The organism is Pseudomonas sp. PS01301 (assembly GCF_029960215.1).
GTDB classification, from domain to species: domain Bacteria; phylum Pseudomonadota; class Gammaproteobacteria; order Pseudomonadales; family Pseudomonadaceae; genus Aquipseudomonas; species Aquipseudomonas coleopterorum.
Genome location: NZ_JASCPM010000046.1, coordinates 1 through 26,019, shown reverse-complemented (window position 1 = coordinate 26,019; position 26,019 = coordinate 1). Strand labels below are relative to the sequence as shown.

Genomic DNA, 26,019 nt, shown 5'->3' with positions numbered 1-26,019 from the left:
CACCGTTTGCATAAGGTACGCAGCCTGCTGCGGGAAAAATCGCACTGCGGCGACCGGCTCTTGCACAGTGGCGACGTGCTGGGTATTAGTGGTGTTTCACAAAGCCCTCTTCGCGGGCAGAGGGCTCGCCGCCCGCCCCACGCCCACAGGATTGCGCCGCAGAAATCACAGAGCACGCCATGGCCCAAGACTTCCACTTTCTGCTGCTGCCCGGCTTTTCTGCGATGGGTTTCATCTCGGCCATCGAGCCGCTGCGTGTGGCCAACCGCTTTCGTGGCGAGCTTTACCGTTGGCAGGTGCTGAGCCTGGATGGCGGCGCGGTGCTGGCCAGCAACGGCATGTCGGTGAATGCCGACAGCGCGCTCGGGTCGCTGGCCAACGGCGCGACATTGCTGGTTGTGGCCGGCTTCGAGCCGTTGGCGACCTTCGATGTGGCATTGCGCGACTGGCTGCGCCGTCTGGATCGCGAAGGGGTGACGCTGGGCGGCATCGACACCGGCAGTTTTGTCCTGGCCGAAGCGGGCCTGCTCGAGCGCCACCGGGTCGCGCTGCACTGGGAGGCTCTGGATGCCTTCCGCGAGTCCTATCCTGCACTGAGCGCCAGCCAGGAACTGTTCGAAACCGACAGCGCGCGCATCACCTGCGCCGGTGGTACCGCCTGCATCGACCTGATGCTCGATCTGATCGGCCAGGCCCACGGCAGCGAGCTGGCGATCCAGGTGTCGGAGCAATTCGTGGTCGGCCGCATCCGGCCGCGCAAGGATCATCAGCGCATGCAGATCGCCTCGCGCTACGGCATCGACAACAAGAAGCTGGTGCAAGTGATCGGCGAGATGGAACAGCACACCGAACCGCCGCTGAGCACGCTGCAACTGGCCGAGCTGGCCAAGGTCACGCGACGCCAGTTGGAGCGCTTGTTCCGACTGCACTTGAACGACACGCCAAGCAATTTCTACCTGCGCCTGCGTCTGGAGAAAGCCCGGCAACTGCTGCGCCAGACGTCGATGAGTGTGCTGGAGGTGAGCATCGCCTGTGGTTTCGATTCACCGTCGTATTTCACCCGCAGCTATCGGGCGCGCTTTGCCCGCTGTCCGCGGGAAGATCGGCGCCAGTAAAGCCAATGCATATGTACCGTTCCTGCACGCCATGTGGCCGCTAACCTGCGCGCTCATTCATCGATAAAGGAATCATCGAAATGGGCAAGCAAATCATTGCATCGAGCCTGGTTACCGCGGCGCTTCTGACCTTGGCCGGGCCGGCATCGGCCGCCTGGTACGACTGTCGCGTCATCGACAATCAGGCGGCCGACGCCTGGGACAACACGCTGGTGGACCTGCCCGTGGAGGCCGACAACCTGGCGGATGCCGAGGGCAAGACGCGCGCCTTCATGGCGCAGGACCCTGGCAATCCGACCGACATCAGCCTGAATTGCCGGGTAAACGAGGAGGAGTGAAGGGTGGCTGATGCTCCCTTGATCACTGGGGCTTGATCACCGGGCCTTGAGCAATACCGCGCAGGCGGCCTTGTAGGCCTCGTGCTGGTACTTGTTCAAGGTACCCGGCAGCTCGGCCAGCTTCTTGGCCTGGGCGCTGATGGTCTGCGGCGATACCAGCACCGCCTCGCAGCCTTCGAGCAGCTGCAGCACGCCTTCGATCTTGAAGGTGGTCGGCCCGCCGGCGAACTCGCCTTTCTTGCCACGTTTCTTGACGGCGAGCATCTTCAACCCGTTATCGCGGACGAAAGCGGCCACCTGTCCCTGGAACTGCCGCACGTTCGCGGCGATGTCATCGTCTTCCAGGGCAATCTTCTTCAGGGAGGTGGGCAGATGCGCCAACGCGGCATCACCGTATTCCACCACCGCGAAGATCGCTTCGCTGCCCTTGATCTCGACCCCGGCTATTTTCACGCTCACTCCAGGCCCACCGATTGCAGGAACTCGGAACGCTCGTCGCTCTTCTGCGCGCGGCAGTCGTTCTGGGCGATTTCATAGGCCTTGGTACCTTTGCCGGCATTGACCGTGTACACGTCGCAATCGGCATCACGCGACTTGGTCCACAGGTCCTGGGCCGCCTTGAGCTTGTCGGTGAACGCCTTGAGCTCGGGTGAGCCCTTGGGGAACTGGGAATTGATGCGGTCGAGCAGGTCGGTGTACGACTCGCTCATTTCGGTTTCCGACGTCTTGCGGTTGTAGGCCGAGCAATCGTAGCTCTGCTGATCGGTCTCCACGTTGTCGCACGGGGTGGGGCCATCGGCCTCTTCGGCCTGGGCGGCGAAGGACAGCAGGGCAAGCATCAGCAGCGTGAATCTCATGAGGATCTACCTAACCCGTTGAACAGTGATGATTACCGGTGATTCTGTCTCAGGGGCGGGGTAAAGCATAGGGGCAGAGCGATGGCAGGCAGCATTTTTCATGGAGCGGCCAGACGTGGTTCCGTTTTGCGTCGGGCGTTGACGCTTTCGGCAATTCCCCTGTCGTTTTTGCATCCGGTCGCCGTGTCGCGCAGGCATATGCTGGCCCCATGAAGCGCCGGCATACGATTCGGCGCCTGACTTGCCTGATGGGGACCGCCTGATGAGCCCAGCCGAATTGCACGCCGACAGCATCGTTATCGACGGGCTGATCATTGCCAAATGGAACCGCGAGCTGTTCGAGGACATGCGCAAGGGCGGTCTGACCATGGCCAACTGCACGGTGTCGGTGTGGGAAGGCTTCCAGGCCACCGTCGACAGCATCTGCAAGAGCCAGAAGCTGATGCGCGAGAACAGCGACCTGGTGATGCCCGTGCGCACCACCGCCGACATTCGCAAGGCCAAGGAAATCGGCAAGACAGGCATCCTTTTCGGCTTCCAGAACGCCCATGCCTACGAGGACCAGATCGGCTACGTGGAAGTGTTCAAGCAGTTGGGCGTGGGCATCGTGCAGATGTGCTACAACACCCAGAACCTGGTCGGGACCGGCTGCTACGAGCGCGACGGTGGGCTGTCCGGGTTCGGCCGCGAAATCGTTGCCGAGATGAACCGTGTGGGGGTGATGTGCGACCTGTCCCACGTTGGCTCGAAAACCAGTGAAGAAGTCATTCTCGAATCCAAGAAACCGGTGTGCTACTCCCACTGCCTGCCTTCGGGCCTCAAGGAGCACCCGCGCAACAAATCCGACGAAGAACTGAAGTTCATCGCCGACCATGGCGGCTTCGTCGGCGTGACCATGTTCGCGCCGTTCCTGGCCAAGGGCATCGATTCGACCATCGACGACTACGCCGAAGCCATCGAATACACCATGAACATCGTCGGCGAAGACGCCATCGGCATCGGCACCGACTTCACCCAGGGCCATGGCCAGGACTTCTTCGAATACCTGACCCACGACAAGGGCTACGCCCGCCGCCTGACCAGCTTCGGCAAGATCATCAACCCGCTGGGCATCCGTACCGTGGGCGAATTCCCCAACCTCACTGAAACCCTGCTCAAACGCGGCCACAGCGAACGCGTGGTGCGCAAGATCATGGGCGAGAACTGGGTCAATGTCCTCAAGGACGTCTGGGGCGAATGAATACCTCTGGAGCCTACTGCGCCCGCCGATAGCTGCGTCAGGTCCTCGCGAAAAGCTCGCCGTACCTCGGTACTGTCTCGCCTTTCACGCAGGTTTTCCTTGCTCTCGACGTGCTCGCTACGGCTCCAAAGGCATTCACACAACTGTCTATCTACGAGCAAAGCGGTTCTGCGTTGCTTTCTCGAATCATGTTTATCGGAGATCACTCATCATGGCCAAGATCGCCCCGCAACTGCCCATCGAAGTCGACAGCGAAACCGGCGTCTGGACTTCCGACGCCCTGCCGATGCTCTACGTGCCACGCCACTTTTTCGTCAACAACCACATGGGCATCGAGGAAGTGCTGGGCGCCGACGCCTATGCCGAGATCCTCTACAAGGCCGGCTACAAATCCGCCTGGCACTGGTGCGAAAAAGAAGCCGAATGCCATGGCCTGGAAGGCGTCGCGGTGTTCGAGCACTACATGAAGCGTCTGTCGCAGCGCGGCTGGGGGCTGTTCAAAATCCAGGACATCGATCTGGATAAAGGCACCTGCAGCGTCAAGCTGGAACACTCCTGCTTCGTCTACGTGTACGGCAAGGTCGAGCGCAAGGTCGACTACATGTTCACCGGCTGGTTCGCCGGGGCCATGGACCAGATTCTCGCCGCCCGCGGCAGCAGCATTCGTACCGTCGCCGAGCAAGTCTACGGCGGCTCCGAAGAAGGTCACGAAGATGGCCTCTTCACCGTGAAACCGTTGTAAGTCGAGGAAGACGCCGCCATGGCTTTCGAAGCGATGTTCCAGCCGATCCAGATCGGCAAGCTGACGATCCGCAACCGCGTGCTCAGCACTGCGCACGCCGAGGTCTACGCCACCGATGGCGGCATGACCACCGATCGTTACGTCAAATACTACGAAGAGAAAGCAAAAGGCGGGATAGGCCTGGCCATCTGCGGTGGCTCCTCCAGCGTGGCCATCGACAGTCCTCAGGGCTGGTGGAAATCGGTGAACCTGGCCACCGACAAGATCATTCCGCACTTCCAGAACCTGGCCGATGCCATGCACAAGCATGGCGCCAAGATCATGATCCAGATCACCCACATGGGCCGTCGCTCGCGCTGGGACGGCGAGCACTGGCCGACGCTGATGTCGCCCTCGGGCATTCGCGAGCCGGTGCACCGCGCCACCTGCAAGACCATCGAGCCCGAAGAGATCTGGCGGGTGATCGGCAACTACGCCAGCGCTGCGGCGCGGGCAAAGGCCGGTGGCCTGGACGGCGTGGAGCTGTCGGCGGTGCACCAGCACATGATCGACCAGTTCTGGAGCCCACGGGTCAACAAGCGTACCGACGAGTGGGGCGGCAGCTTCGAAAACCGCATGCGCTTCGGCATCGAGGTGATCAAGGCCGTGCGCAAGGAAGTCGGCGACGACTTCTGCGTGGGCCTGCGCATCTGCGGCGACGAGTTCCATCCCGACGGCCTCAGCCACGAGGACATGAAGGAAATCGCCAAGTACTACAGCGACACCGGCATGCTCGATTTCCTCGGCGTGGTGGGCTCGGGTTGCGACACTCACAACACCTTGGCCAACGTCATTCCCAACATGAGTTATCCACCGGAGCCGTTCCTGCACCTGGCGGCCGGCATCAAGGAAGTGGTGAACATCCCGGTGCTGCACGCGCAGAACATCAAGGACCCGAATCAGGCTACGCGCATTCTGGAAGGCGGCTACGTGGACATGGTCGGCATGACCCGCGCGCACATCGCCGACCCGCACCTGATCGCCAAGATCAAGATGGGCCAGGTCGATCAGATCAAGCAGTGCGTGGGCGCCAACTACTGCATCGACCGGCAGTATCAAGGCCTGGACGTACTGTGCATTCAGAACGCCGCCACGTCGCGGGAATACATGGGCGTGCCGCACATCATCGAGAAGTCCACCGGCGTCAAGCGCAAGGTGGTGGTGGTCGGCGCCGGTCCGGCCGGCATGGAAGCGGCACGGGTGTCGGCCGAACGCGGCCACGACGTGACCCTGTTCGAGAAGAAGGAATTCATCGGCGGTCAGATCACCACGGCGTCCAAGGCGCCGCAGCGTGACCAGATCGCTGGCATCACCCGCTGGTTCCAGTTGGAGCTGGCACGCTTGAAAGTCGATCTGCGCCTGGGCACTGCCGCCGATGCCGACACCCTCATGGACCTGCGCCCGGACATCGTCGTGCTGGCCGTGGGCGGTCATCCGTTTCTGGAGCAGGGCGAGCACTGGGGCGCCGCCGAGGGTCTGGTGGTCAGCAGCTGGGACGTGCTCGACGGCAAGGTCGCGCCGGGCAAGAACGTCCTGGTGTACGACACCATCTGCGAGTTCACCGGCATGTCGGTGGCCGACTTCCTGGCCGACAAGGGCAGCCAGGTCGAGATCGTCACCGACGACATCAAGCCGGGCGTGGCGATCGGCGGTACGTCGTTCCCGACCTACTACCGCAGCATGTACCCCAAGGAGGTGATCATGACCGGCGACCTCATGCTGGAAAAGGTCTACCGCGAAGGCGACAAGCTGGTGGCGGTGTTGGAGAACGAATACACCGGCGCCAAGGAAGAACGGGTGGTCGATCAGGTGGTGGTGGAGAACGGCGTGCGGCCCGACGAGAAGCTCTACTACGAACTCAAGCAGGGTTCGCGCAACAAGGGTCAGATGGACATCGATGCCCTGTTCGCGATCCAGCCGCAGCCGTCGTTGAGTACCACGGGCGACGACTATCTGCTGTTTCGCATCGGCGACTGCGTGGCCCAGCGCAACACCCACGCCGCGATCTACGACGCGCTGCGCCTGTGCAAGGATTTTTGACGCCGTCCCGGTGCACTGTGATCTCTGTGGGAGCGGGCTTTGCCCGCGAATTGGACCCCCGCGGTGCCTCTTTCGCGGGCAGACCGGAACGCCGGCCGACCCGCTTCCACACAGTCCGCGTCGGCTTCCCGTTATTGGGACCTCTTGGTCCGCAGGGGCTTCACCATGCTGAATACACTGCTTCCCATCCTGCTGTTCGCCGCCCTGGCCCTGGCTGTCCTGGGCGCGGTGCGGCGAATCAATATGTGGCGCCGCGGCCGGCCTTCACAGGTCGACCTGCTGGGCGGCCTGCTGGCCATGCCCAAGCGCTACATGGTCGACCTGCACCATGTGGTCGCCCGCGACAAATACATCGCCAACACTCACGTGGCCACGGCCGGTGGCGCAGTGCTGGCGGCGGTGCTGGCGGTGCTGGTGCACGGCTTCGGCCTGCACAACCGTATTCTTGGCTACGCGCTGCTGTTGGCCACGGCGCTGATGTTCGTCGGGGCCTGCTTCGTCTACGCCCGCCGTCTCAACCCGCCCGCGCGCCTGTCCAAGGGCCCGTGGATGCGCCTGCCGAAAAGCCTGCTGATGTTCTCGGCGACCTTCTTCATCGCCACCTTGCCGGTGGCCGGTATCCTGCCGATGAACTTCGGCGGCTGGGTGCTGGCCGTGGTGCTGGGCATCGGCGTGGCCTGGGGCGTATCCGAGTTGTTTCTCGGGCTGACCTGGGGCGGCCCGATGAAGCACGCCTTCGCCGGCGCCCTGCACCTGGCCTGGCACCGCCGCGCCGAGCGCTTCGGCGGCGGTCGCTCGACCGGCCTGAAGCCGCTGGACCTGAACGACCCCACGGCACCGCTGGGCGTGGAAAAGCCCAAGGACTTTACCTGGAACCAGTTGCTGGGCTTCGATGCCTGCGTGCAGTGCGGTAAGTGCGAGGCCGCCTGCCCGGCGTTCGCCGCTGGCCAGCCGCTGAACCCCAAGAAGCTCATTCAGGACATGGTCGTGGGCCTGGCCGGTGGCACCGATGCCAGGTTCGCCGGCAGCCCGTACCCTGGCAAGGCCATCGGCGAGCACGGTGGCAATCCCCATCAGCCGATCGTCAACGGGCTGGTCGATGCCGACACGCTGTGGTCGTGCACCACCTGCCGCGCCTGTGTGGAAGAGTGCCCGATGATGATCGAGCATGTCGACGCCATCGTCGACATGCGCCGCCACCTGACGCTGGAAAAAGGCGCCACCCCCAACAAGGGCGCCGAAGTGCTGGACAACCTGATCGCCACCGACAACCCCGGCGGTTTCAACCCCGGCGGCCGCATGAACTGGGCCGCGGACCTGAATCTGCAGCTGTTCGGCGACAAGAAAAACGCCGACGTGCTGTTCTGGGTCGGTGACGGCGCCTTCGACATGCGCAACCAGCGCACCCTGCGCGCCTTCGTCAAAGTGCTGAAAGCCGCCAAGGTCGATTTCGCCGTACTGGGTCTCGAAGAACGCGACAGCGGCGATGTGGCCCGGCGACTGGGCGACGAGGCGACCTTCCAGCTGCTGGCCAAGCGCAATATCGGCACCTTGGGCAAGTACAGCTTCAAGCGCATCGTCACCTGCGATCCGCACAGCTTTCATGTCTTGAAGAACGAATACGGCGCCTTGGGCGGTCACTACGAAGTGCTGCACCACAGCACCTTCATGGCTGAACTGGTCACTGCTGGCAAGCTCAAGCTCGGCCAGCACAAGGGGGGTAGCGTCACCTACCACGACCCGTGCTACCTGGGCCGCTACAACGGCGAGTACCAGGCGCCGCGCGACGTGCTCAAGGCCTTGGGCATCGAGGTCAGGGAAATGCAGCGCTCGGGCTTCCGTTCCCGTTGCTGCGGCGGTGGCGGCGGCGCGCCGATCACCGACATTCCCGGCAAGCAGCGGATCCCCGATATGCGCATGGAAGACATTCGCGAGACTCAGGCCGAACTGGTCGCCGTCGGCTGCCCGCAATGCACGGCCATGCTCGAAGGCGTGGTCGAACCGCGGCCATTGATCAAGGACATCGCCGAACTGGTGGCCGAGGCATTGCAGGAAGAGCCTGTCGCGCCCGCCAAGCCGGTTCCGGCCAAACGTGAAGTCGCCGCGGAGGTGAACTGATGAGCGACATTATTCGCCGTGATCCGCGGGCCGAGTGGATCGCCCGCAACCGTCTGCATCCGTTGCACAGTGCCATGCAGCCACAGGCCAGTGTGTGGATGGGGCCCAACGGGGTCATGCGCAAGAACCCCCATGGCATCGGTTTCATCGGCCCCAACGGGGTCAAGCGAATCGATCGTAGCGGTGCTCAACAAGGCGGTGGCAGCAAGCGCTCGGCGACGACGACCGTGCAACTGCCGCTGCATCAGGTGACCACGCCTGCGTTCTATGTTGCAGTGGTACCGGACATGGTCGGCGGCCGCCTGAGCAGTCACGACCGCGATCTGCTGGGCCTGGCCCATCGACTGGCCGCAGAGGGCGGTGCGGTACTGGCCATCGTCTTCGGCGAGCACAAGGAAACCGCCTTCGACACGGCTGGCGTGGATCGCTTGCTGGTACTTGAGGGCAATGAATTCGAAGGTTATGCACCCGAGCAGCGCATTCAGGGCCTGCAGGCTGTGGATAATCAGTTTTCACCCCGTCACTGGCTGCTGCCGGACAGCCGCACTGGCGGTGGCGAACTGGGACGGCGTTTTGCCGCTCGTCTGGGTGAGCGCCCCGCGACGCGGGTATGGCAGGTCAAGGACGGCCAGTGCGTCAGCCGTGCCGGTGCCGGCCAGCAGGACATTGCCCGACCGCTGCCGCGCTTGATGCTGGCGGCCGCCGAATGCGCCGAACCGGTGGATGAAACCCGTCACGAAGTGCTGCCGGTGGCGTTGTCCACCGCCGTGGCGCGCAGCCTGCCGCGCATCGAGGACCTGGGCGCCGTGGCGGTCGACCCTGCAGCCATCCCGATGGCCGAATCCGAATTCATCTTCTCCGGCGGCAACGGGGTGAAGGATTGGGAATTGTTCCACCGCACCGCCCAGGCGCTGGGGGCGACCGAAGGGGCTTCGCGGGTAGCGGTGGACGACGGCTTCATGCTTCGCGATCGGCAGGTGGGCGCCAGTGGTACCTGGGTCACCGCGCGGGTCTATGTGGCCGTGGGTATTTCCGGTGCGATCCAGCATTTGCAGGGCATCGGCGGCTGCGACAAGGTCATCGCCATCAACCTGGACCCCGGCTGCGACATGATCAAGCGCGCGGACCTGTCGGTGATCGGCGACAGCCAGGCGATCATGCTGGCCTTGATCGACGCCATCCAGGCCTATCGCAACCCGGCCAAACGCGACGCTGCCTGAGACACGACTCGATGAGAGAGGCTCAATCATGAACACCAAGGTCATCAGTCTGGTTTCCATCGGCGCCCACCCGACTTCCGGCCGGCCCAGGCGTGCCGACCAGGACTCACGCGCCGTGGAGCTGGGCCTGCAACTGGCGGGCGACGACTTGCAGGTGCTGCATGCCGGTGACGTCACCGAGCCGGCCCTGCGCGCCTATCTGGGCATGGGCCTGCAACAGTTGCACGTGCTCGAGCAGCCCGAGGGCGCCGATGCGCTGCCGGTGCTGTGTGACTACCTGCAAGGCGCCGGCGCCCAGCTTGTACTGACCGGGACCCAGGCCGAAACCGGCGAAGGTTCGGGCATGTTGCCGTTTCTGTTGGCCGAAAAGCTCGGCTGGCCAATGATCGTGGGTTTGGCGGAGGTGGAGTCCATCGACAATGGGGTAGCGCAGGTGTTGCAGGCTTTGCCCCGTGGCCAGCGACGTCGGTTGAGCGTGCGCCTGCCCTTGCTGGCCACGGTCGACAACGCGGCGCCCAAACCTCGGCAAAGCGCCTATGGCCCCGCTCAACGGGGTAGGCTGGCGGTCGATGAGGTGGAAGTGATCAACGACGAGCTGTTCGACAGCGCCGAACTGCAACCGGCCAAGCCCCGGCCCAAACGGCTCAAGGTGATCAAGGCCAAAAGCGGCGCCGACCGCATGAAAGCCGCCACGGCCAAGGCCAGCGGCGGCGGGGGGCAGGTGCTCAAGGGCCTGAGCGCCGAGGAGGGCGCGCAGGCGGTGCTCAAGGCGTTGATCGAGGAAGGTGTGGTGCGTTGATCGTATCGCGCGTTGCTGCAGTGCCAACGCGCTGACCCCGAACGCGGTCCTCCAGGTACACCGCATGCACCGCCGACGCGGCTCGCGCCGCTGCTACAGAAACACTGCGATCCCCTGTAGCAGCGGCGCAAGCCGCTTCCGGCCTCAACGCGGTCCTCCAAGTACACCGCATGCACCGCCGACGCGGCTCGCGCCGCTGCTACAGAAACACTGCGATCCCCTGTAGCAGCGGCGCAAGCCGCGTCCGGCCTCAACGCGGTCCTCCAAGTACACCGCATGCACTGCCGACGCGGCTCGCGCCGCTGCTACAGAAACATGCCAAGGCTGTACTGCCGCCGCGTCTACAGCGGTTGGTAAAGGCGTATCAAAAACTGGGTAAACGAAGGCTCCAGGATGCGATTGCCATGGCCGCTCAGATGGTCGGCATCGGCAAACAGCGGCTGCGCGTCCGTGTCATACGCCGAGCAGGTCGCGCCTGGGCAAAGGATCGGCAGCGGGTCCCAGATTTTCAACGCCGGGTATTCGCGGGCCAACACCGTCAGCAAATGCATTTGCGGCGCGCGTAGCTGCAATACCCGATCACGCTCCATCGTCAATCCAGGTGCGCACACAGGATTCATGCGGTTGAACACATCGGAACAACGGTTTGCCGGTGCTTTGAACACCGGCGCCGGCGCGTCGATCAGCACCGTCAGTCCGGCCGCCTGCAGAGGGGCGAGCACGACGTCGGCAGCAGCCCGAGCCTCTTGTGCTTTTTGCGCGGTGCGCTCGCCGAGCGCCTGGGCGAAGACCGCCTCCTCATCGTCCTGCCAATCGCGCCCCGCCATTTCCGGCATGCGCAATGACGCCAGAAACACCACATCCCCAGGCCTGGCGCGCGCCTGAATATCGGCCAGGGCGGCGTCTCGCCAAGCGCTGCAGGCGGGCGGATCGGCCGCCAGCAGACTCACCACCGCGCAGCCGCCGCGTTCGTATTCCACCACCTCGATGCCCAAGCGCAGCGAGACGATATTCAACATCGTGCGGTAGGCAGCCGTGTGCGAGTCGCCCAGCACGAACAATTGGCGACCTTGCAGGGCAGGGTCCTCGACCGGTTCGATGGGCTCGCGGGGGTAATGCTTGTAGGCGTGCCAGGTGTAACTGTCGGCGACCGTGCTCAAAGACAGGCGTTCGGTGCTGTCCACCGTCCACATGGCGGCCCAGGCAGAGAGCCCCACGGCCAGCAGGGCCGCGCCGAGGGTCAGGCTGGCACGACGTTGAAACACGCTGCGGCCACGGCGTATGGGTTGTTCGATCCAGTGGTAGGAAGCGGCAGCCAGACCCAGCACAACCAGCGGGTACAGCACCTGTACGAGCACTGTCTCCAGGCCAACGGTCCAGCGCAGGAACACGGCCACCGGCCAGTGCCACAAGTACAGCGAATACGACAAGCGTCCCAGGTAGGTCACTGGCCGCGCACTCACGATTCGGTGCAGTAAGCTGGAGCGCTCGACACCCGCGAGCACAATGCCGGCAATCGCCGACGCAGTACCTACCACAGTGACCAGCGCCCAGGGAAAGGGAAAGCTGCGCGCAGGCGTCCAGATGAACCCAGCCACCAGCAATCCCAGTCCGGCGCTCAGTAGGATCAACGGCCGCGTTGCCTCGCGCCGAGCACCGGTGGTGGTGCTCAACATCTGAAACAGCAGCGCTCCAGCCGCAAGTTCCCAGAACCGGCTCGGCAACAGGTAGAACGCCGACAACGGTGCGGCCTGGGTCTGCACCGCGCACCACAGCAGCGACGCCACGGTCAGCAGCGGCAACGCGATCCGGGCCAGCAGGTGGGTGGCGTGGTAGCGCAGCCAGCAGAAAAACAGCACCGGAAAGATCACGTAGAACTGCTCCTCCACGCCCAGCGACCAGGTGTGCAGGTAGGGGTTGAACTCGGCACGGGGGGAAAAATATGTGTCGCTCTGCCAAGCCAGGGTGAAGTTGCTGACGCCCAGAAACGCGGCCAGGCCGGTTTCGTCGTTCTGGTTGCTGAGCCACACCGGCGGCACCAACAGGGCAGACAGCATCACGCTGACCAACAGCACTACCAACAGCGCCGGGAGGATACGCAGGGCCCTGCGGCGATAGAACTCCAGCAGGTACTCACGCCCAGGCCGGTCACCTCGTTCGGCCAGGGACTGGCTGATGACGTAACCGGAAATGACAAAGAACATGTCCACGCCGGTGAAGCCCCCCTCAAGGAACCCGAGGAACTCGACGTGGAAGATGATCACGGCAAGTACCGCGATGGCGCGCAAGCCGTCGATACCGGGTAGATAGCCCCCGGTGGATCGATTGCCTGCGCTTGGCAAATGAGAAGTGCATGACATGGTGACGCCCCTTTTTTATTGTTGGGGGGCGACCATAGGGCAAGCCTTGATACCAGGTAAAAGTCAGGCGTTTGCAAGATATTGCAGGACTGGCCGGTGGCTGAGTCTTGAGCATACCTTGGGCCGGCTGCCAACCTTCACCCTGATGTATTCAAGCGTAGAACGTCGTTCGCTGGTGTGATTCACGGTAGGCTCTTGCCGCACTTCGCGTGTTTTCGATCTCGTCGATGGCCATTCCCAGTTGTTCACTGAGCCCACCCACCGTGACATTACTAAATAAGCCTCTGTGCAGCACCCCATCCGAATCGAAGCCATTGGGTGCCATGCCGATGACGACCTCTTGGGTCCGGTTTACCAAATCTTGAATCAAATCGACGGCATTACGTTCCACCTTTTCCATTTTTTCCTGTGATTTACCGTTGATTACGCTATTGGCCTCGACTGCAGCCTTTCCCATGTCGATAAAGATTTTGAAACCGAAAGCACCTTCAGCGCTGCCCAACACTTTTTTGATAATCATGCCGCCACCGGTTTTCACGGTCTCGAGAGCCAAGTTAGTCTGGTTTTTCTTGTCGTCCGGCACAAACCCCCTGAATTTGGCGAGGATTGACCCCCCCACACCGTGTTTTTTGTACATGGCGGAGTGTTTGATGCTACTGGGATTCAACGCGCCGCTCTTGAGGTTGAGGGTGGTTGGCATCCCGAGTTTTTCCATCCCTTTTTCTGCTGCGACACTGGCCGCTTTCCCCGCAGCCATGGCTATGAATGGTGCTGCAGGGCCTGTTGTGCCCAGTGCCAGAGCACCAGCGCCCAAGCCCGCTGCCGTAGAGGCCAGATTGGAGACGACGATAGCGCCAATACGAAACGCCGCTACTTTGCCGAACTCAGCCATGTCGTCCATGCTTTCAATAGCGACATCTGATGTGTGGGTCGCCGATGTTGTGAGCTCGAACATGCTCTGCAGAAGGGCTAATTTGCGCTCCATTTGAGCTTGTGCCAATGTCCTTTCCTCGTCTCGCGCCAAGCGTTGAGCCGCTTCACGTCGCGCGCCCGGCCCCTGAGCAAGGTTGATGTTCATGCTGCCGACACTGCGGAGTACCTCGCGTCGAAAGCTATCCCTGAGGCCCAGCTTTTTGCGAGGCGTCTCGTCACCTTGGCCACCGTCAGGATCAATGAGGTTTATCGGATTGTTACCCACCATCCGATAAAGGTTGAGCCCATCGACATCCCCACTTGGATCCGGGTTGATCCATCGTTGCAACCAGGGGGCGTAATAGCGCAAACCATAGTAGTAAAGACCACTGGCATCGCGCTCCTTGCCCGAGTAGCGCAGGGTCTTGTACTTGGCTTCAAGACTGTTTCGTCCTGCGATGCAAGAGGTTCCGCCGAAAGGGTAGTACTCTTCACGGCTCAGCAGTTGGGCCGTCGCATCGAGCTCCAGGGTGCAGGAGCCCAGGTGGTTGTCCAGGCCAAAACGCAGTTGATCATTATCGATCTGCTGGGGCTTGCCCGCTTGCCAGTGCAACAGGCGCACAGTGCTATAGCCAGCTTGCGCCGTGATGACATGAAGCTCTTCGCCGGTGCTGCTGTCGGTGCGCACTTCCAATCCAGCCAGGTAGCGAACATCGCTGATGCGGCAGCCATTGCGCAGCTGCGCGCTGGCGGTCTTGCGCACCCGGGCGCCACTGGCGTCGTAGCCGTATCGTTCGTAGTCGTCTTCACCGTCTTCGCGCACCACCGGGGTGACTCGTTGCAGCTGGTTATCCAGATCCCACGCCAGCCGTTGGCCGGGCTGCAGTTGGTGAAGATTGCCATTGGCGTCGAACGCTGTCGCAAGCTCGGCTTCAGTAGGCAGTTGACCATCGCGTTCAGGCAGTGAGCGGTTGCTCAAACGCGCGACGGCCATGCGTCGAGTGTAATTGCGCTGGCCATTGACGTGGCGCAGTTCCAGCAGGTTGCCGGCCTCGTCGTAGTTGAAGTGCTGGGTGTAATTGATCAGCAGGGTAGGGTCGCTCGGCAGCGGTTGCACGCTCGGCAGTCCCGGGCCCTGGCTGGCAGCGTTGACGGCCTCGCGGCCACTGGCCTGGATCAATTGGGAGAACGAGTCGTAGGTATAACGGTTCACCGGTTCGGTGCGTTGGTTGGCGAAGTAGCGAGTAGGTTCGACTGCATCGCTGATCGACAGGATGTTGCCGACAGGGTCGTATTCATAGCTCAGGTCCTGCACCACGCTGCCATTTGCGCGAATGGAGCGTAGTCGTATCAGCCGGTCATCCTCAGGTGTGTACTCGGCATGGCTGACAACACCGTTGCCCAAGGTCTGGGTGATGACATGGCCAGTGGCGTCGCTTTCGACGTCTTGCAATAGCGTGTGCTCCACTTGAGTCGCTGTGATTAGGCGGCTGTGGTATTCACCCCCTGCAATGTCCATACGCCAATGCTGCACATTGCCCATCGCATCGGTGGTGCCAGTGGCGCTGCCCATGGCATCGTGCTGTGTCCGGCTGGCGTAGCCTACTCCTGGTTCGAGCAGCGCGTCGCGGGCGGCCGCGGCTTCGGGCCAGTCGGGCAGTCGATCGTCGATGAGGAAATGGCGGGTACTGTGCAACACGCCGCCGAGCTGCGCGTAGGCATGCACCAGGAAACTGCCTGCATCATCATCCTGGCGACTGATTGCGGCGCAGCGGTTGAGCGCAGCCTCGGTAGCATCGACCGGGCTGTAGGTGATTCGCTGCACGGTGCGTGACTGCCCTGCGGCGTCGCGCTTGACCACCGCGTCCAGGCGCATGAGGCTGTCGTATTGCGTCGTGGTGCAGGTACCTTGGCTGTCCCAGGTGCTTCTTGGCAGCCCCAGGGCGTCATGCAACATGACCTTGTGGCCGGAGTCCACATTACGTTGCTGCACCGGGCGACCGGACAAAGTGAAAACCGTAGTCTGGTTCGGCGTATCGCTGACCCCGGCCTGGAAATGTTGAAACTGTCTTGGGTCCCATTGAGCAATAGGGCGCTGGGCTTGATCGTACCATTGCGCACTGACGCTGGAGCGTGCCGATGTGCTGGCGTCGCGTCGGTAATATCCCACGGTGCGTACCGCAAGACCGCGCGGGTCGCAAGTCACCAGCGCCGGCGTGCGGGTGTGGACTTTAAGATAATCGGGAATGCTTTGGATAGACGACATAGCGGCCTGCCTTGATCGGATAGATTTCCCTCTTTATCTCCGATCGATCAGCCCCTAGCCATGAACACCGATGGTATAGACCTTTCACACAATTGCAGTGGCGCCCGGTGCTTTTAGCCACTGTCGCGGCTCATTGAAAACCTCGGTGGGTGGCTGATACGCCGGGCGCCTGTGCTGCAGTCTATGCCGCCTTGCGGTTTTCCAGGTGCTGGCGCAAGTTGGTCTGAGTCGTGCGTATCTGGGTGATCACACCGTTTTTCCTGCGCTCCAGAGACTCGAAGCTCTTGTCCTTGGGCAGCGGCTTGAACTGCGTCTCGGTGCTCGGGTACTGCGCTCCATCCTGGGCCAGCAATGCCTTGATCTCGGCAAAATCCCATTCGATGTAGTTCACCAACACATCCCCCTGATTGATCAGGTAGTTGATCTTCTCATCGCTCTTTGGGCCTTTGGCCAACTCCACGCCTAGCGTGATGGCCGAGGGCACCACCGCGGCGAACACATACTGTGTGCTGACGGTTTCGGCAAAGGGCATTGCGCGCTCGGTGACGTCCTTCGCGCTATCGGCCCACTGTTCCACCGTCTCCGGCTTGAGTGAACGGATGCGGTCCTTGATCCGCCGGCCCGTGGAGACAAAGTCCTGTTGCTCATGGGACTCGTAGTCCCAGTCGAATGCGTGGGACATGATGTTGAGCGGTGCGCCCAAGCCCATTTCATCGGCCAGCTTGCCTGCCGAATGGGCGAAGATTTCACCCGCTACCAGTGTGCCTGCGACTGCGCCCACCACTGCGCCAGCCGGACTGGTCACGGATCCAGCTGCCGCACCTGCCAGGCCACCGCCGGCATAGCCCACTGCGGCCCCCACGCCAACCACGGCCCCACGCCCCACCGCGCGCGCCCGTTTGAGCCATTTGTCGCGCTCGTTCTCGATGCCTTTATTGACGTTTCGTGCGGCGCGATGCTTGTCTTCCAGCACGCCTTCGAAACGCTGGATGCGCGTGTTGATCCGATCGTTTAGATCCTCGCCCTCCAGACCTTGCTCATCGCGCCGGGTGATCGGGTTGTTGCTGACCATGCGGTACAGGTTCAGGCCGTCGATGATGCCACCGGGGTCGGGATTGATCCAACGTTGCAGCCAAGGCGCGTAGTAACGCAGGCCGTAGTAGTACAGGCCACTGGCATCGCGCTCCTTGCCCGAGTAGCGCACGGTCTTGTAGCTGGCCTCCACGGCGTTGCGAGCGGCCCAGCACGCCGTGCCACCGAATGGATAATACTCCTCGCGGCTGAGCAGCTGCGCCGTACCATCGAGTTCGATCGTGCACGAGCCCAAGGCGTTATCCAGGCCGTAGCGCAGTTGATCATTGGGCAGCGACTCGGGCGGTTCGGATTGCCAGTGCAACAGGCGCATGCTGCTTCGCCCTGCTTGGGTCTTGATGACATGCAGCTCTTCGCCGCGAGCGCTGTCGGTACGAATTTCCAGGCCCGGCAGGTAACGCACTTCGCTGATCCGTGCGCCCATTCGGCCTTGCGCACTGGCCAGCTTGCGAGTGCGCAGGCCGTCGTGGCCATAAACGTAACGTTCATAATCGTCATTGCCGTCGTCGCGGGTCACAGGCGTCACCTGCGCTAGCTGGTTGTCGCCGTTCCAGAGCAGCCGTTGCCCCGGTTGCAACTCACGCAGATTACCGGCGCGGTCAAAGCTTGCAGCGATGGAGGCCTCATCGGGCAGCTGGCCATTACGCTCGGGAAGCGCCCGGTTGCTGTTGCGCGCCACGCTCAGCGTACGGGTCCAATTGCTCTGGCCATTGACATGACGCAACTGCACCAGGTTGCCTGCAGCGTCGTAGCTGTAGCGCTGGGTGTAGTTGCGCAGCCGGCTGTCGTCGCTCAGCGGTTGCAGGCCCGGCAGCCCTGGCCCATGGCCCTCGGCGCTGGCCGCTTCGCGGCCGCTGGCGCTCGTCAGTTGGTAAAGGGTGTCATAGGCGTAGTGCTGGGTGGGCTCGATGCGCTGATTGGCGAAATGCTGGGTCACCTGGATGGCGTCGGTGACACTGAGCACATTGCCCACGGGGTCATAGTCATAGCGCAGGTCTTGCACGACCTCACCCTGCGTGCGCTGCGCGCGCAACTGCACCAACCGCCCGCTTCGCTCGCAGTACTGGGAGTGACAGGTCACGCCATTGCCCAGGCGTTGCCGAATCATGCGCGCCGCGGCGTCGAATTCGATGGCCGATGCCAGCTCATGCCGTGCGCCAGCGGCAGTGTGCAACGTCCTGGCGGTTTCTTGTCCGTTCAGGTCGTAGCGGGGCGTTTGTCGGTTGCCTTTGGCGTCCGTCATGCTCAACGGTGCACCGACAGCATCGAACTGATTCAGGCTCAGGTAACCGTCGCCGGGTTCGAGTAGGGCATCGCGCGCGGGTGTCTCGGCAGGCCAGTCCGGCGCCGCGAGATCAGTGAGAAAGCGCTGTCGCTGGGCGCTTGTTTCGCCACGCAACGTATAGCACTCGAACAACAGAGTGCCGCTGTCGTCATCGTGTCGGCAGACCCGCCCGCACTGGTTGCGTGCCGCGGACGTTGCATCCGCCGCGCCGTAGCTGAGGCGTTGAGTGGTCCGCACGCTGCCATCGGCGTCTGACTGGAGAATGGCCACCGGCCTTGCGCAGGGGTCGTATCGATATTGCTTGCTGGCGCCGTTGGCATTCCAGCTTTCAGCCAAACGGCCGGCTGCATCGTACAGGTGGGTTGTGCCGCCGCTGTCCACATTGTGTTCTATCACAACATTGCCCGTCAGGCTGAATGCACTGTGCTGGTTCGGCGTCGTGCTGGTTCCGGCCTGGAAATGGGCAAACTGGCGTGCATCCCACTGATCGGTCGGACGTCCAGCGTGGTCATGCCACTGAGCGTTGATTCGTGATTCAGCAGCGGTATCGGCTTGGCATCGGTAGTAGTCGATGCGACGTACGGGAAGGCCGCGAGGGTCTGACAACACCAGGGTGGGGGTACGGCTGTGAAGATCGCGTTGTTGGAGGCTGGGTTGTTGAGGATCGAGCTGTTGAGAACTGAGCTGTTGAGAACTGAGTTGTTCGGAGGTGTTTCGAGAGGGCGACATGGTATCCTACCTTAGCCTGAGAATTCTTCTCGTTTATCTCCGATCGGCAAGCCACTCACCATGAGCGCCTTTGGTACGAACACCGCCTACAAACCCAGCACCTCCTGCAGGCTGCCCGAGCGTCCTGCAGCAACGGCGCCAACTGCGTCAGCCCTCACCGCAGTTCTTGGATGAACAGCGGGGCACTGACGCAGCTTTTGCCGCAGCCATGGGTCACTCGTGCACAGCCACACCCTTGAGATAGGCCGCAGGCTCCGCCCCCAGGTTGCTCAGCAGGCGCTCGCTGTACCAGTCGATGAAGTTCACCACGCCGAACTCGTAGGTTTTCGAATACGGGCCTGGCTGGTAGGCGGTGGAGTTGATGCCACGCTGGTTTTCCTCGGCCAGGCGCCGGTCCTGGTCGTTGGTGGCGTCCCACACCTGGCGCATGCGGGCGACGTCGTAGTCCACGCATTCCACGGCATCCTTGTGCACCAGCCACTTGGTGGTCACCAGGGTTTCCTGGGCGCTGATCGGCCACACCGTGAAGACGATGATGTGGTCACCCATGCAGTGGTTCCAGGAGTGCGGCAAGTGCAGGATGCGCATCGAGCCCAGGTCAGGGTTCTTGATGCGGCCCATCAGTTTCTTGCAGCCGACCTGGCCATCCATCGTCATCGACAGCGTGCCCTTGAGCAGCGGCATGCGCACGATGCGGTTGCGCAGGCCATGGCTGGCGTGGGCGTAGGGGATCTTCTCGGCATCCCAGGCAGCGGCCGAAGCAGCCACGTGGTCCTTGAAGGCCTGGTCGGCGCGTGGGTCGGTGACGTCGTCCCATTCCAGCAGGGTCTTGAGCAATTCGGGGTGGGAGCCGCCGCAGTGATAGCACTCGCGGTTGTTCTCCAGCACCAGTTTCCAGTTGGCCTTTTCCAGCAGATCGGTCTGCACCGCGACCTTGGTGTTTTCCATGTCGTACGGTTCCATGTAATGGTTCAGCGTACTGAGGAAGTTATCGATCGCGGGCGGGTTCTCGGCCAGACTGATGAAGATGTAGCCGCCGGACGTCTTCACGTGCACGGGCTTGAGGCCGTACTGCTTCATGTCGAAATCGGCGCCCATCTCGGTGCCGGCGAACAGCAGGCGACCGTCGAGTTCGTAGGTCCATTGATGGTAGTGGCAGACCAGTTTGGCCACCTTGCCCTTTTCCTTGGTGCACAGCCGCGAACCGCGATGGCGGCAGACGTTGTGAAAGGCATGCACCACCCCTTCGGCGCCACGCACCAGGATGATCGGATTGCTGCCGATCTGCAGCGTGAGATAGTTGCCCTTGGCCGGGATCTCGCACGTCATGCCGGCGATCAGCCACTCCTTGTTGAAGATCTCCTGCATGTCGATCTGGAACAGGCGCTCGTCGTTGTAGAACGGCTGTGGCAGCGAGAAGGTGCGCTCGCGCTCCTGCAGCATCTGGGCGGTGGCCTTGCGCGCGGGTTCCAGTGGATCGCCCAGGCTCAGGGTAGTGGTGGCATCCATCGTGTTGATCCTCATGGCCATGCAGTGTGGCCGCGAAAAAAGTGGCGGTTACGGTTGTCGACGCAAGGCGGCTGAAACTGCGTTCAGATGCGGTGGAGTGTGCGACTCGGCGCGTTGGTAACCTTATCCATGGGCGACATGGCCAAATCCATTCCCGACGCTGCAGGCTAGGCCGCATGGGCCTGGTCGCCATAAGCATGCGGATGTCGCGGATGGGAATGTGACAGGGGCAGCGCGCACGCAGAATCGCTGTACGCACCGTCGGTAATCGACCTTGGAGAACAGCATGTCCAACCCCTTCCTGATGCCCGTCAATACCCAGACCTGGGCCAACGGGCGCCATATCGTTCGTTGCGTCAAGGTGATCCAGGAAACCTGGGACGTGCGCACCTTCTGCTTCATGGCCGACCAACCCATTCTGTTCTTTTTCAAGCCGGGCCAGTTCGTGACCCTGGAGCTGGAAATCGAAGGCGAGCCGGTGATGCGCTCGTATACCATTTCCAGCGCGCCGTCGGTGCCGTACAGCTTTTCCATCACCATCAAGCGGGTGCCGGGCGGGCGGGTGTCGAACTGGTTGCACGACACCCTGCACGAAGGTCAGGAGCTGGCGGTGCACGGGCCGGTGGGGTTGTTCAACGCGATCGATTTTCCAGCGCCGAAGATCCTCTACCTCAGCGGCGGGGTGGGCATCACGCCGGTGATGTCGATGGCGCGCTGGTTCTACGACACCAATGCCAACGTCGACATGGTCTTCGTGCACAGCGCGCGCTCGCCCAAGGACATCATCTACCACCGCGAGCTGGAGCACATGGCCTCGCGGGTCGACAATTTCAGCTTGCACATCATCTGCGAGAAGCACGGGCTGGGCGAACCGTGGTCGGGCTATCGTGGCTACCTGAACCACAAGCTGCTGGAACTGATCGCGCCCGACTTCATGGAGCGCGAGGTGTACTGCTGCGGTCCGACGCCTTACATGAACGCGGTCAAACGCTTGCTGGAAGCCGCCGGTTTCGACATGACCCGCTACCACGAGGAATCGTTCGGCGCCACGCCCCCGGAGGCGCGCGCCGACGCCGTGGAACAGGCCGAGCAGGCAGCCGATGCGCCGGAGGTAGACGTTTCCGAACTGCACCTGGTGGAGTTCACCGCCAGCGGCAAGAGCATCCGTGTGGCACCGGGCGAAACCGTGCACGCGGCGGCGTCCAAGCTCGGCATGATGATCCCCAAGGCGTGCGGCATGGGCATCTGCGGCACCTGCAAGGTATTGAAGCTGGGCGGCGAAGTGGAGATGGAGCACAACGGCGGCATCACCGAGGATGACGAAGCCGAGGGCTACATCCTGTCCTGCTGCAGCGTGCCGAAGGGGGATGTGCGGATCGAGTTCTGATCCGAGCTCTGCGGTGTACCTGAACCACCGCGTTGAAGCCGGACGCGGCTTGCACCGCTGCTACAGGGATCGCGGTGCTTCTGTAGCAGCAGCGCAAGCCGCGTCGGCGGTGCACGCGGTGCACCTGGAAAACCGTGTCGAGGCCGGACGCGGCTTGCACCGCTGCTACAGGGGATCGCAGTGTTTCTGTAGCAGCGGCGCGAGCCGCGTCCAGGCGCCCGAGGGTTACACCTTGAAGCGTGCCACCATCGCGTTCAGCTCCACCGCCAGGCGCGCCAGCTCGCCGCTGGCGGCCGTGGTCTGCGCCGACCCTGCGGCGGTCTGCACCGACAGGTCGCGAATGTTCACCAGGTTGCGATCCACCTCGCGTGCCACCTGCGCCTGTTCTTCGGCGGCGCTGGCGATCACCAGGTTGCGCTCGTTGATCTGCACGATGGCGCCATTGATCGTCTCCAGCGCCATGCCGGCGCCCTTGGCGATGTTGAGGGTCGACTCGGCGCGTTCGGTGCTGTTGCGCATCGAATCAACCGCCTGTTCTGTGCCGCCCTGGATGCTGCCGATCATGCGTTCGATTTCGCTGGTCGACTGCTGGGTGCGATGGGCCAAGGCACGGACTTCGTCGGCCACCACGGCAAAGCCGCGGCCGGCCTCACCAGCGCGGGCCGCCTCGATGGCGGCGTTGAGCGCCAGCAGGTTGGTCTGGTCAGCCAGGCCACGAATCACGTCCAGCACCTTGCCGATATCCCGCGACTCGGCGGCCAGATGGCCGATCAGATCGGCCGTGCTCTGCACGTCGCCACTCATGCGCTCAATGGCGCTGACCGTTTCCATGACCAGATCGCGGCCATCGCTGGCCGACGTCGTGGCGTCCCGGGAAGCCTCGGAAGTGCTCACGGCATTGCGAGCCACTTCTTCCACCGCACTGGTCATCTCGTTGACCGCCGTGGCAGCCTGTTCGATCTCGTTGTTCTGCTGAGTCAAACCGCGCGCGCCTTCGTCGGTCACGCTGTTGAGCTCCTCGGCGGCAGAGGCCAGCTGCGTGGCTGAACCGGAAATGCGCTGCAGAGTGTCACGCAGCTTGCCCTGCATCTTCTGCATGGCCAGCAGCAGGCGCGCGGCTTCGTCGCGTCCCTCTGCATGGATCGGCTGGGTCAGATTGCCCTCGGCGATGGCCTCGGCCGCGACCAACGCCTGATCGATCGGCTTGACGATGCTGCGGGTCAGCAGCCAGGCGAACAGGAACGTCAGCAGCGTGGCCACGATCAGCATGCCCACCACCCAGCTGAACGCCGAGCGGTATTCGTCATCGGCTTGCTGGTTGATCTCGCGGGTCTGCGCGTTGTTGATCTTGACCAGCTTATCAAGCGCGGTATTGACCTGTTCCGAGTTGCTCAACATGTCGCTGTTGAGCAGCGCGCGCAGTTCATCCACCTGGCCGCTGGCGGAAAAGCCCTTCATGCGCGTCTCGAGCTGACGATACTGGCCGAGCAGGCGAGTGTAGTCGTCGTACGCAGCCTGTTCCTCTGCACTGGCGATCATTTTCTCGTAGCGGGCCTGGGCCTGGTTGATCTGTTGGTTGCGCTGCTCGAACAACTGCACGGTCTTCTGCTGGGTATCGGCTTCGCGATTCAACAGCAGGCGGTACGACAGCACGCGCAGGCGCAGGGTCAGCTGGGTCAGGTCGTTGAGGCTGCTGATGCTGGGGACGGTATTGTTCTCGATATTCTGGCCGGCGGCACGGATATGACTCATCTGGTTCAGGGAAAACACCCCCAGCACGATCATCAGCAGACCAATGAGGGAGAAGCCGAGCAGAGCACGCGGAGCAATGTTCATGTTGCGTAGAGACATGTAGGGACACCGAAGGGTAGGGCGCGGTCCGTGCGACACAGAAAGGAGCATCGCTGCTTATCGGTCGAACGTGAAAAGTCTTGAGGGGCTGGCCTCATTGCAAATGGCCAGACCCCTGAAGACCGATGAACGGAGCGAACCGAATGACGATCGGTAGGTCCATCGAGGTCCTATCAAAGCTGGCCCGAGCGAGATTTTTTCTTTATCGTTCGCGCCCCTGAAAAAGTGTTGGAAATAGCTAATGTTGGAAGCGTCTCTGAATCAATTGGAAAACCTGGTAAACGAGCTGGTGCAACACAACCGGGAACTGGCTGAACGCAATGCCCAACTGTCCGGCGAGCTGGCTCAGGCCAAGGATGACAACGACACGTTGCAACTCAGCCTGCTGGAACATGAAGAGAAGCAGGGCGCGACCACTGCGCGCATTCAGGCCCTGGTCGAGCGCGCTGCCGCGGCAGCGGTATGAACCTTGACGACGGGGTCGAGGTCTTCTCGATTCTGGGCAACGAATATTCAGTGAAAGCGCCGCCCGGCGAACAGCAGGCGTTGCGTCAGGCGTTCGGCATGCTCGAACGCACCTTGGCACAGACCAAACGCAGTCACCCGACATTGGTCGGCGACCGCTTGCTGGTACTGGCCGCGTTGAACCTGTGCCAGCGCCAAGTCGAACTTAGCCAGGGCCATGCTCAGGCCATGGACCAGTGCAAAAGCCGGATCGACGCCTTGGTCAGCCGTTGCAGCGACACTGGAAACTGATCCAACCGGGCAGCAGGGCGGTCACCCACAGAGGTCCGCCGCCCACCCCTGGCGGGTGGCATGTTGCCCTGCGCTCTGCGAAAATCCCTCCACTTTTCTGCCGGATGTTGACATGACTGCCCTCAAGAACGACCGCTTCCTGCGTGCCCTGCTCAAGCAACCCGTCGACGTCACCCCGGTGTGGATGATGCGCCAGGCCGGTCGCTACCTGCCCGAGTACCGCGCCAGCCGTGCCAAGGCCGGTGACTTCATGAGCCTGTGCAAGAACCCGTCGTTCGCCTGCGAAGTCACGATGCAGCCACTGGAGCGTTACCCGCTCGACGCCGCCATCCTGTTCTCCGACATCCTTACCATCCCCGATGCTATGGGCCAGGGCCTGTATTTCGAAACCGGCGAAGGCCCGCGCTTCAAGAAAGTCGTCAGCACCCTGGCCGACATCGAAGCGTTGCCGATCCCCGACGCGCAGCAGGATCTGGGCTACGTCATGGACGCGGTCAGCACCATCCGCCGCGAACTCAACGGCCGGGTGCCGCTGATCGGCTTCTCCGGCAGCCCCTGGACCCTGGCCACCTACATGGTCGAAGGCGGCTCGTCCAAGGACTTCCGCAAGACCAAGGCCATGCTCTACGACCAGCCCCAGGCCATGCACCTGTTGCTGGACAAGCTCGCGCAGTCGGTCACCAGCTACCTCAACGGCCAGATCCTGGCCGGTGCCCAGGCGGTGCAGATCTTCGATACCTGGGGCGGCAACCTGTCCGCCGCGGCGTATCAGGAATTCTCCCTGGCCTACATGCGCAAGATCGTCAGCGGCCTGATCCGCGAGCACGAAGGGCGCAAGGTGCCGGTCATTCTGTTCACCAAGAACGGCGGCCTGTGGCTGGAAAGCATTGCCGACGCCGGCGCCGACGCGTTGGGTCTGGACTGGACCTGCGACATCGGCGAAGCCCGTCGCCGCGTGGGTCACAAGGTCGCGCTGCAAGGCAACATGGACCCCACCGTGCTGTACGCCAAGCCCGAAGCGATCCGCGCCGAAGTGGCGCGAATCCTTGCCAGTTATGGCCAGGGCACCGGCCATGTGTTCAACCTCGGCCACGGCATCACGCCGGAAGTGGACCCCGAGCATGCCGGTGCCTTCATCAGGGCCGTGCACGAGTTTTCGGCGCAGTATCACGGCTGACATCCTGCCGTGTCGAATCTTGACGCGGCTTGCACCGCTGCCACAGAAACACCCGTCCCTTGTAGCAGCGGCGCAAGCCGCGTCGGCGGTATACGCGGTATACCTGAGCGACCGCATCGACCCCGGACGCGGGGGGGGGCCCCCCCCCACACACACCCCCACCCCCCAACCGCCGCCCCCACCCCCC

General features: G+C 62.6%; 19 protein-coding genes. 12 read left to right on the top strand and 7 right to left on the bottom strand.

Annotation, left to right across the window (positions count from 1 at the left end; genetic code table 11):
- Positions 1–179: 179 nt before the first annotated feature.
- Both QMX89_RS19220 and QMX89_RS19215 read left to right on the top strand, forming a co-directional pair.
- Complete coding sequence (locus QMX89_RS19220) at positions 180–1,115, top strand: GlxA family transcriptional regulator (protein WP_282349436.1); 936 nt, start codon at positions 180–182, stop codon at positions 1,113–1,115.
- Between the two features lie 80 nt (positions 1,116–1,195).
- Positions 1,196–1,453, top strand: a complete 258-nt coding sequence (locus QMX89_RS19215; protein WP_282349435.1) for a hypothetical protein — start codon at positions 1,196–1,198, stop codon at positions 1,451–1,453.
- Between the two features lie 36 nt (positions 1,454–1,489).
- Here the strand turns inward: QMX89_RS19215 and QMX89_RS19210 are convergent, their stop codons facing one another.
- Complete coding sequence (locus tag QMX89_RS19210; protein WP_056844656.1) at positions 1,490–1,906, bottom strand: DUF3010 family protein; 417 nt, start codon at positions 1,904–1,906, stop codon at positions 1,490–1,492.
- A 2-nt stretch (positions 1,907–1,908) separates the two neighbouring features.
- Complete coding sequence (locus QMX89_RS19205) at positions 1,909–2,310, bottom strand: lysozyme inhibitor LprI family protein (protein ID WP_056844655.1); 402 nt, start codon at positions 2,308–2,310, stop codon at positions 1,909–1,911.
- A 262-nt stretch (positions 2,311–2,572) separates the two neighbouring features.
- Here QMX89_RS19205 and QMX89_RS19200 point away from each other — a divergent pair, with 262 nt between their 5' ends.
- From QMX89_RS19200 to QMX89_RS19175, 6 genes are all read left to right on the top strand, one after another.
- Entirely contained in the window at positions 2,573–3,550 is a 978-nt protein-coding gene (locus QMX89_RS19200; RefSeq protein WP_049861388.1) for a dipeptidase, read from the top strand.
- 211 nt (positions 3,551–3,761) lie between these two features.
- Positions 3,762–4,292: a DUF5943 domain-containing protein gene (locus QMX89_RS19195; protein WP_282349432.1), complete on the top strand. Its 531-nt coding sequence runs from the start codon at positions 3,762–3,764 to the stop codon at positions 4,290–4,292.
- A gap of 18 nt (positions 4,293–4,310) precedes the next feature.
- The gene (dgcA, locus tag QMX89_RS19190) at positions 4,311–6,371 is read left to right on the top strand and encodes a dimethylglycine demethylation protein DgcA (protein WP_282349430.1); all 2,061 of its coding nucleotides are present in this window, start codon (positions 4,311–4,313) and stop codon (positions 6,369–6,371) included.
- Positions 6,372–6,536: 165 nt separating this feature from the next.
- The gene (gene dgcB / locus QMX89_RS19185; RefSeq protein ID WP_282349428.1) at positions 6,537–8,489 is read left to right on the top strand and encodes a dimethylglycine demethylation protein DgcB; all 1,953 of its coding nucleotides are present in this window, start codon (positions 6,537–6,539) and stop codon (positions 8,487–8,489) included.
- The gene (locus QMX89_RS19180; protein ID WP_282349427.1) at positions 8,489–9,709 is read left to right on the top strand and encodes an electron transfer flavoprotein subunit alpha/FixB family protein; all 1,221 of its coding nucleotides are present in this window, start codon (positions 8,489–8,491) and stop codon (positions 9,707–9,709) included. Before dgcB ends, QMX89_RS19180 begins: the two co-directional genes overlap by 1 nt.
- Before the next feature lie 28 nt (positions 9,710–9,737).
- Positions 9,738–10,508 (top strand): electron transfer flavoprotein subunit beta, encoded by a 771-nt coding sequence (locus QMX89_RS19175; RefSeq protein WP_056844651.1) that lies wholly within the window; start codon positions 9,738–9,740, stop codon positions 10,506–10,508.
- A gap of 341 nt (positions 10,509–10,849) precedes the next feature.
- Here QMX89_RS19175 and QMX89_RS19170 read toward each other — a convergent pair whose 3' ends face one another.
- The 4 genes from QMX89_RS19170 to gbcA all read right to left on the bottom strand — a co-directional run bounded on the left by QMX89_RS19170 (position 10,850) and on the right by gbcA (position 20,661).
- Positions 10,850–12,868: an acyltransferase family protein gene (locus QMX89_RS19170; RefSeq protein ID WP_282349426.1), complete on the bottom strand. Its 2,019-nt coding sequence runs from the start codon at positions 12,866–12,868 to the stop codon at positions 10,850–10,852.
- Positions 12,869–13,019: 151 nt separating this feature from the next.
- Positions 13,020–16,046: an RHS repeat-associated core domain-containing protein gene (locus QMX89_RS19165; protein WP_282349425.1), complete on the bottom strand. Its 3,027-nt coding sequence runs from the start codon at positions 16,044–16,046 to the stop codon at positions 13,020–13,022.
- A 181-nt stretch (positions 16,047–16,227) separates the two neighbouring features.
- Entirely contained in the window at positions 16,228–19,152 is a 2,925-nt protein-coding gene (locus QMX89_RS19160) for an RHS repeat-associated core domain-containing protein (RefSeq protein ID WP_282349424.1), read from the bottom strand.
- 213 nt (positions 19,153–19,365) lie between these two features.
- Entirely contained in the window at positions 19,366–20,661 is a 1,296-nt protein-coding gene (gene gbcA / locus QMX89_RS19155) for a glycine-betaine demethylase subunit GbcA (protein WP_282349423.1), read from the bottom strand.
- Positions 20,662–20,947: 286 nt separating this feature from the next.
- Here gbcA and gbcB point away from each other — a divergent pair, with 286 nt between their 5' ends.
- Positions 20,948–22,048 (top strand): glycine-betaine demethylase subunit GbcB, encoded by a 1,101-nt coding sequence (gene gbcB / locus QMX89_RS19150; protein ID WP_049861377.1) that lies wholly within the window; start codon positions 20,948–20,950, stop codon positions 22,046–22,048.
- A 225-nt stretch (positions 22,049–22,273) separates the two neighbouring features.
- Here gbcB and QMX89_RS19145 read toward each other — a convergent pair whose 3' ends face one another.
- Positions 22,274–23,899: a methyl-accepting chemotaxis protein gene (locus tag QMX89_RS19145; RefSeq protein WP_282349422.1), complete on the bottom strand. Its 1,626-nt coding sequence runs from the start codon at positions 23,897–23,899 to the stop codon at positions 22,274–22,276.
- Positions 23,900–24,140: 241 nt separating this feature from the next.
- Here QMX89_RS19145 and QMX89_RS19140 point away from each other — a divergent pair, with 241 nt between their 5' ends.
- From QMX89_RS19140 to hemE, 3 genes are all read left to right on the top strand, one after another.
- Positions 24,141–24,365 (top strand): hypothetical protein, encoded by a 225-nt coding sequence (locus QMX89_RS19140; RefSeq protein ID WP_056844646.1) that lies wholly within the window; start codon positions 24,141–24,143, stop codon positions 24,363–24,365.
- Complete coding sequence (locus QMX89_RS19135; RefSeq protein WP_043192387.1) at positions 24,362–24,655, top strand: cell division protein ZapA; 294 nt, start codon at positions 24,362–24,364, stop codon at positions 24,653–24,655. The genes QMX89_RS19140 and QMX89_RS19135 overlap by 4 nt, the downstream gene beginning before the upstream one ends.
- A 112-nt stretch (positions 24,656–24,767) precedes the next feature.
- Entirely contained in the window at positions 24,768–25,832 is a 1,065-nt protein-coding gene (hemE, locus tag QMX89_RS19130) for a uroporphyrinogen decarboxylase (protein ID WP_049861374.1), read from the top strand.
- The last annotated feature ends 187 nt before the right edge of the window (positions 25,833–26,019 follow it).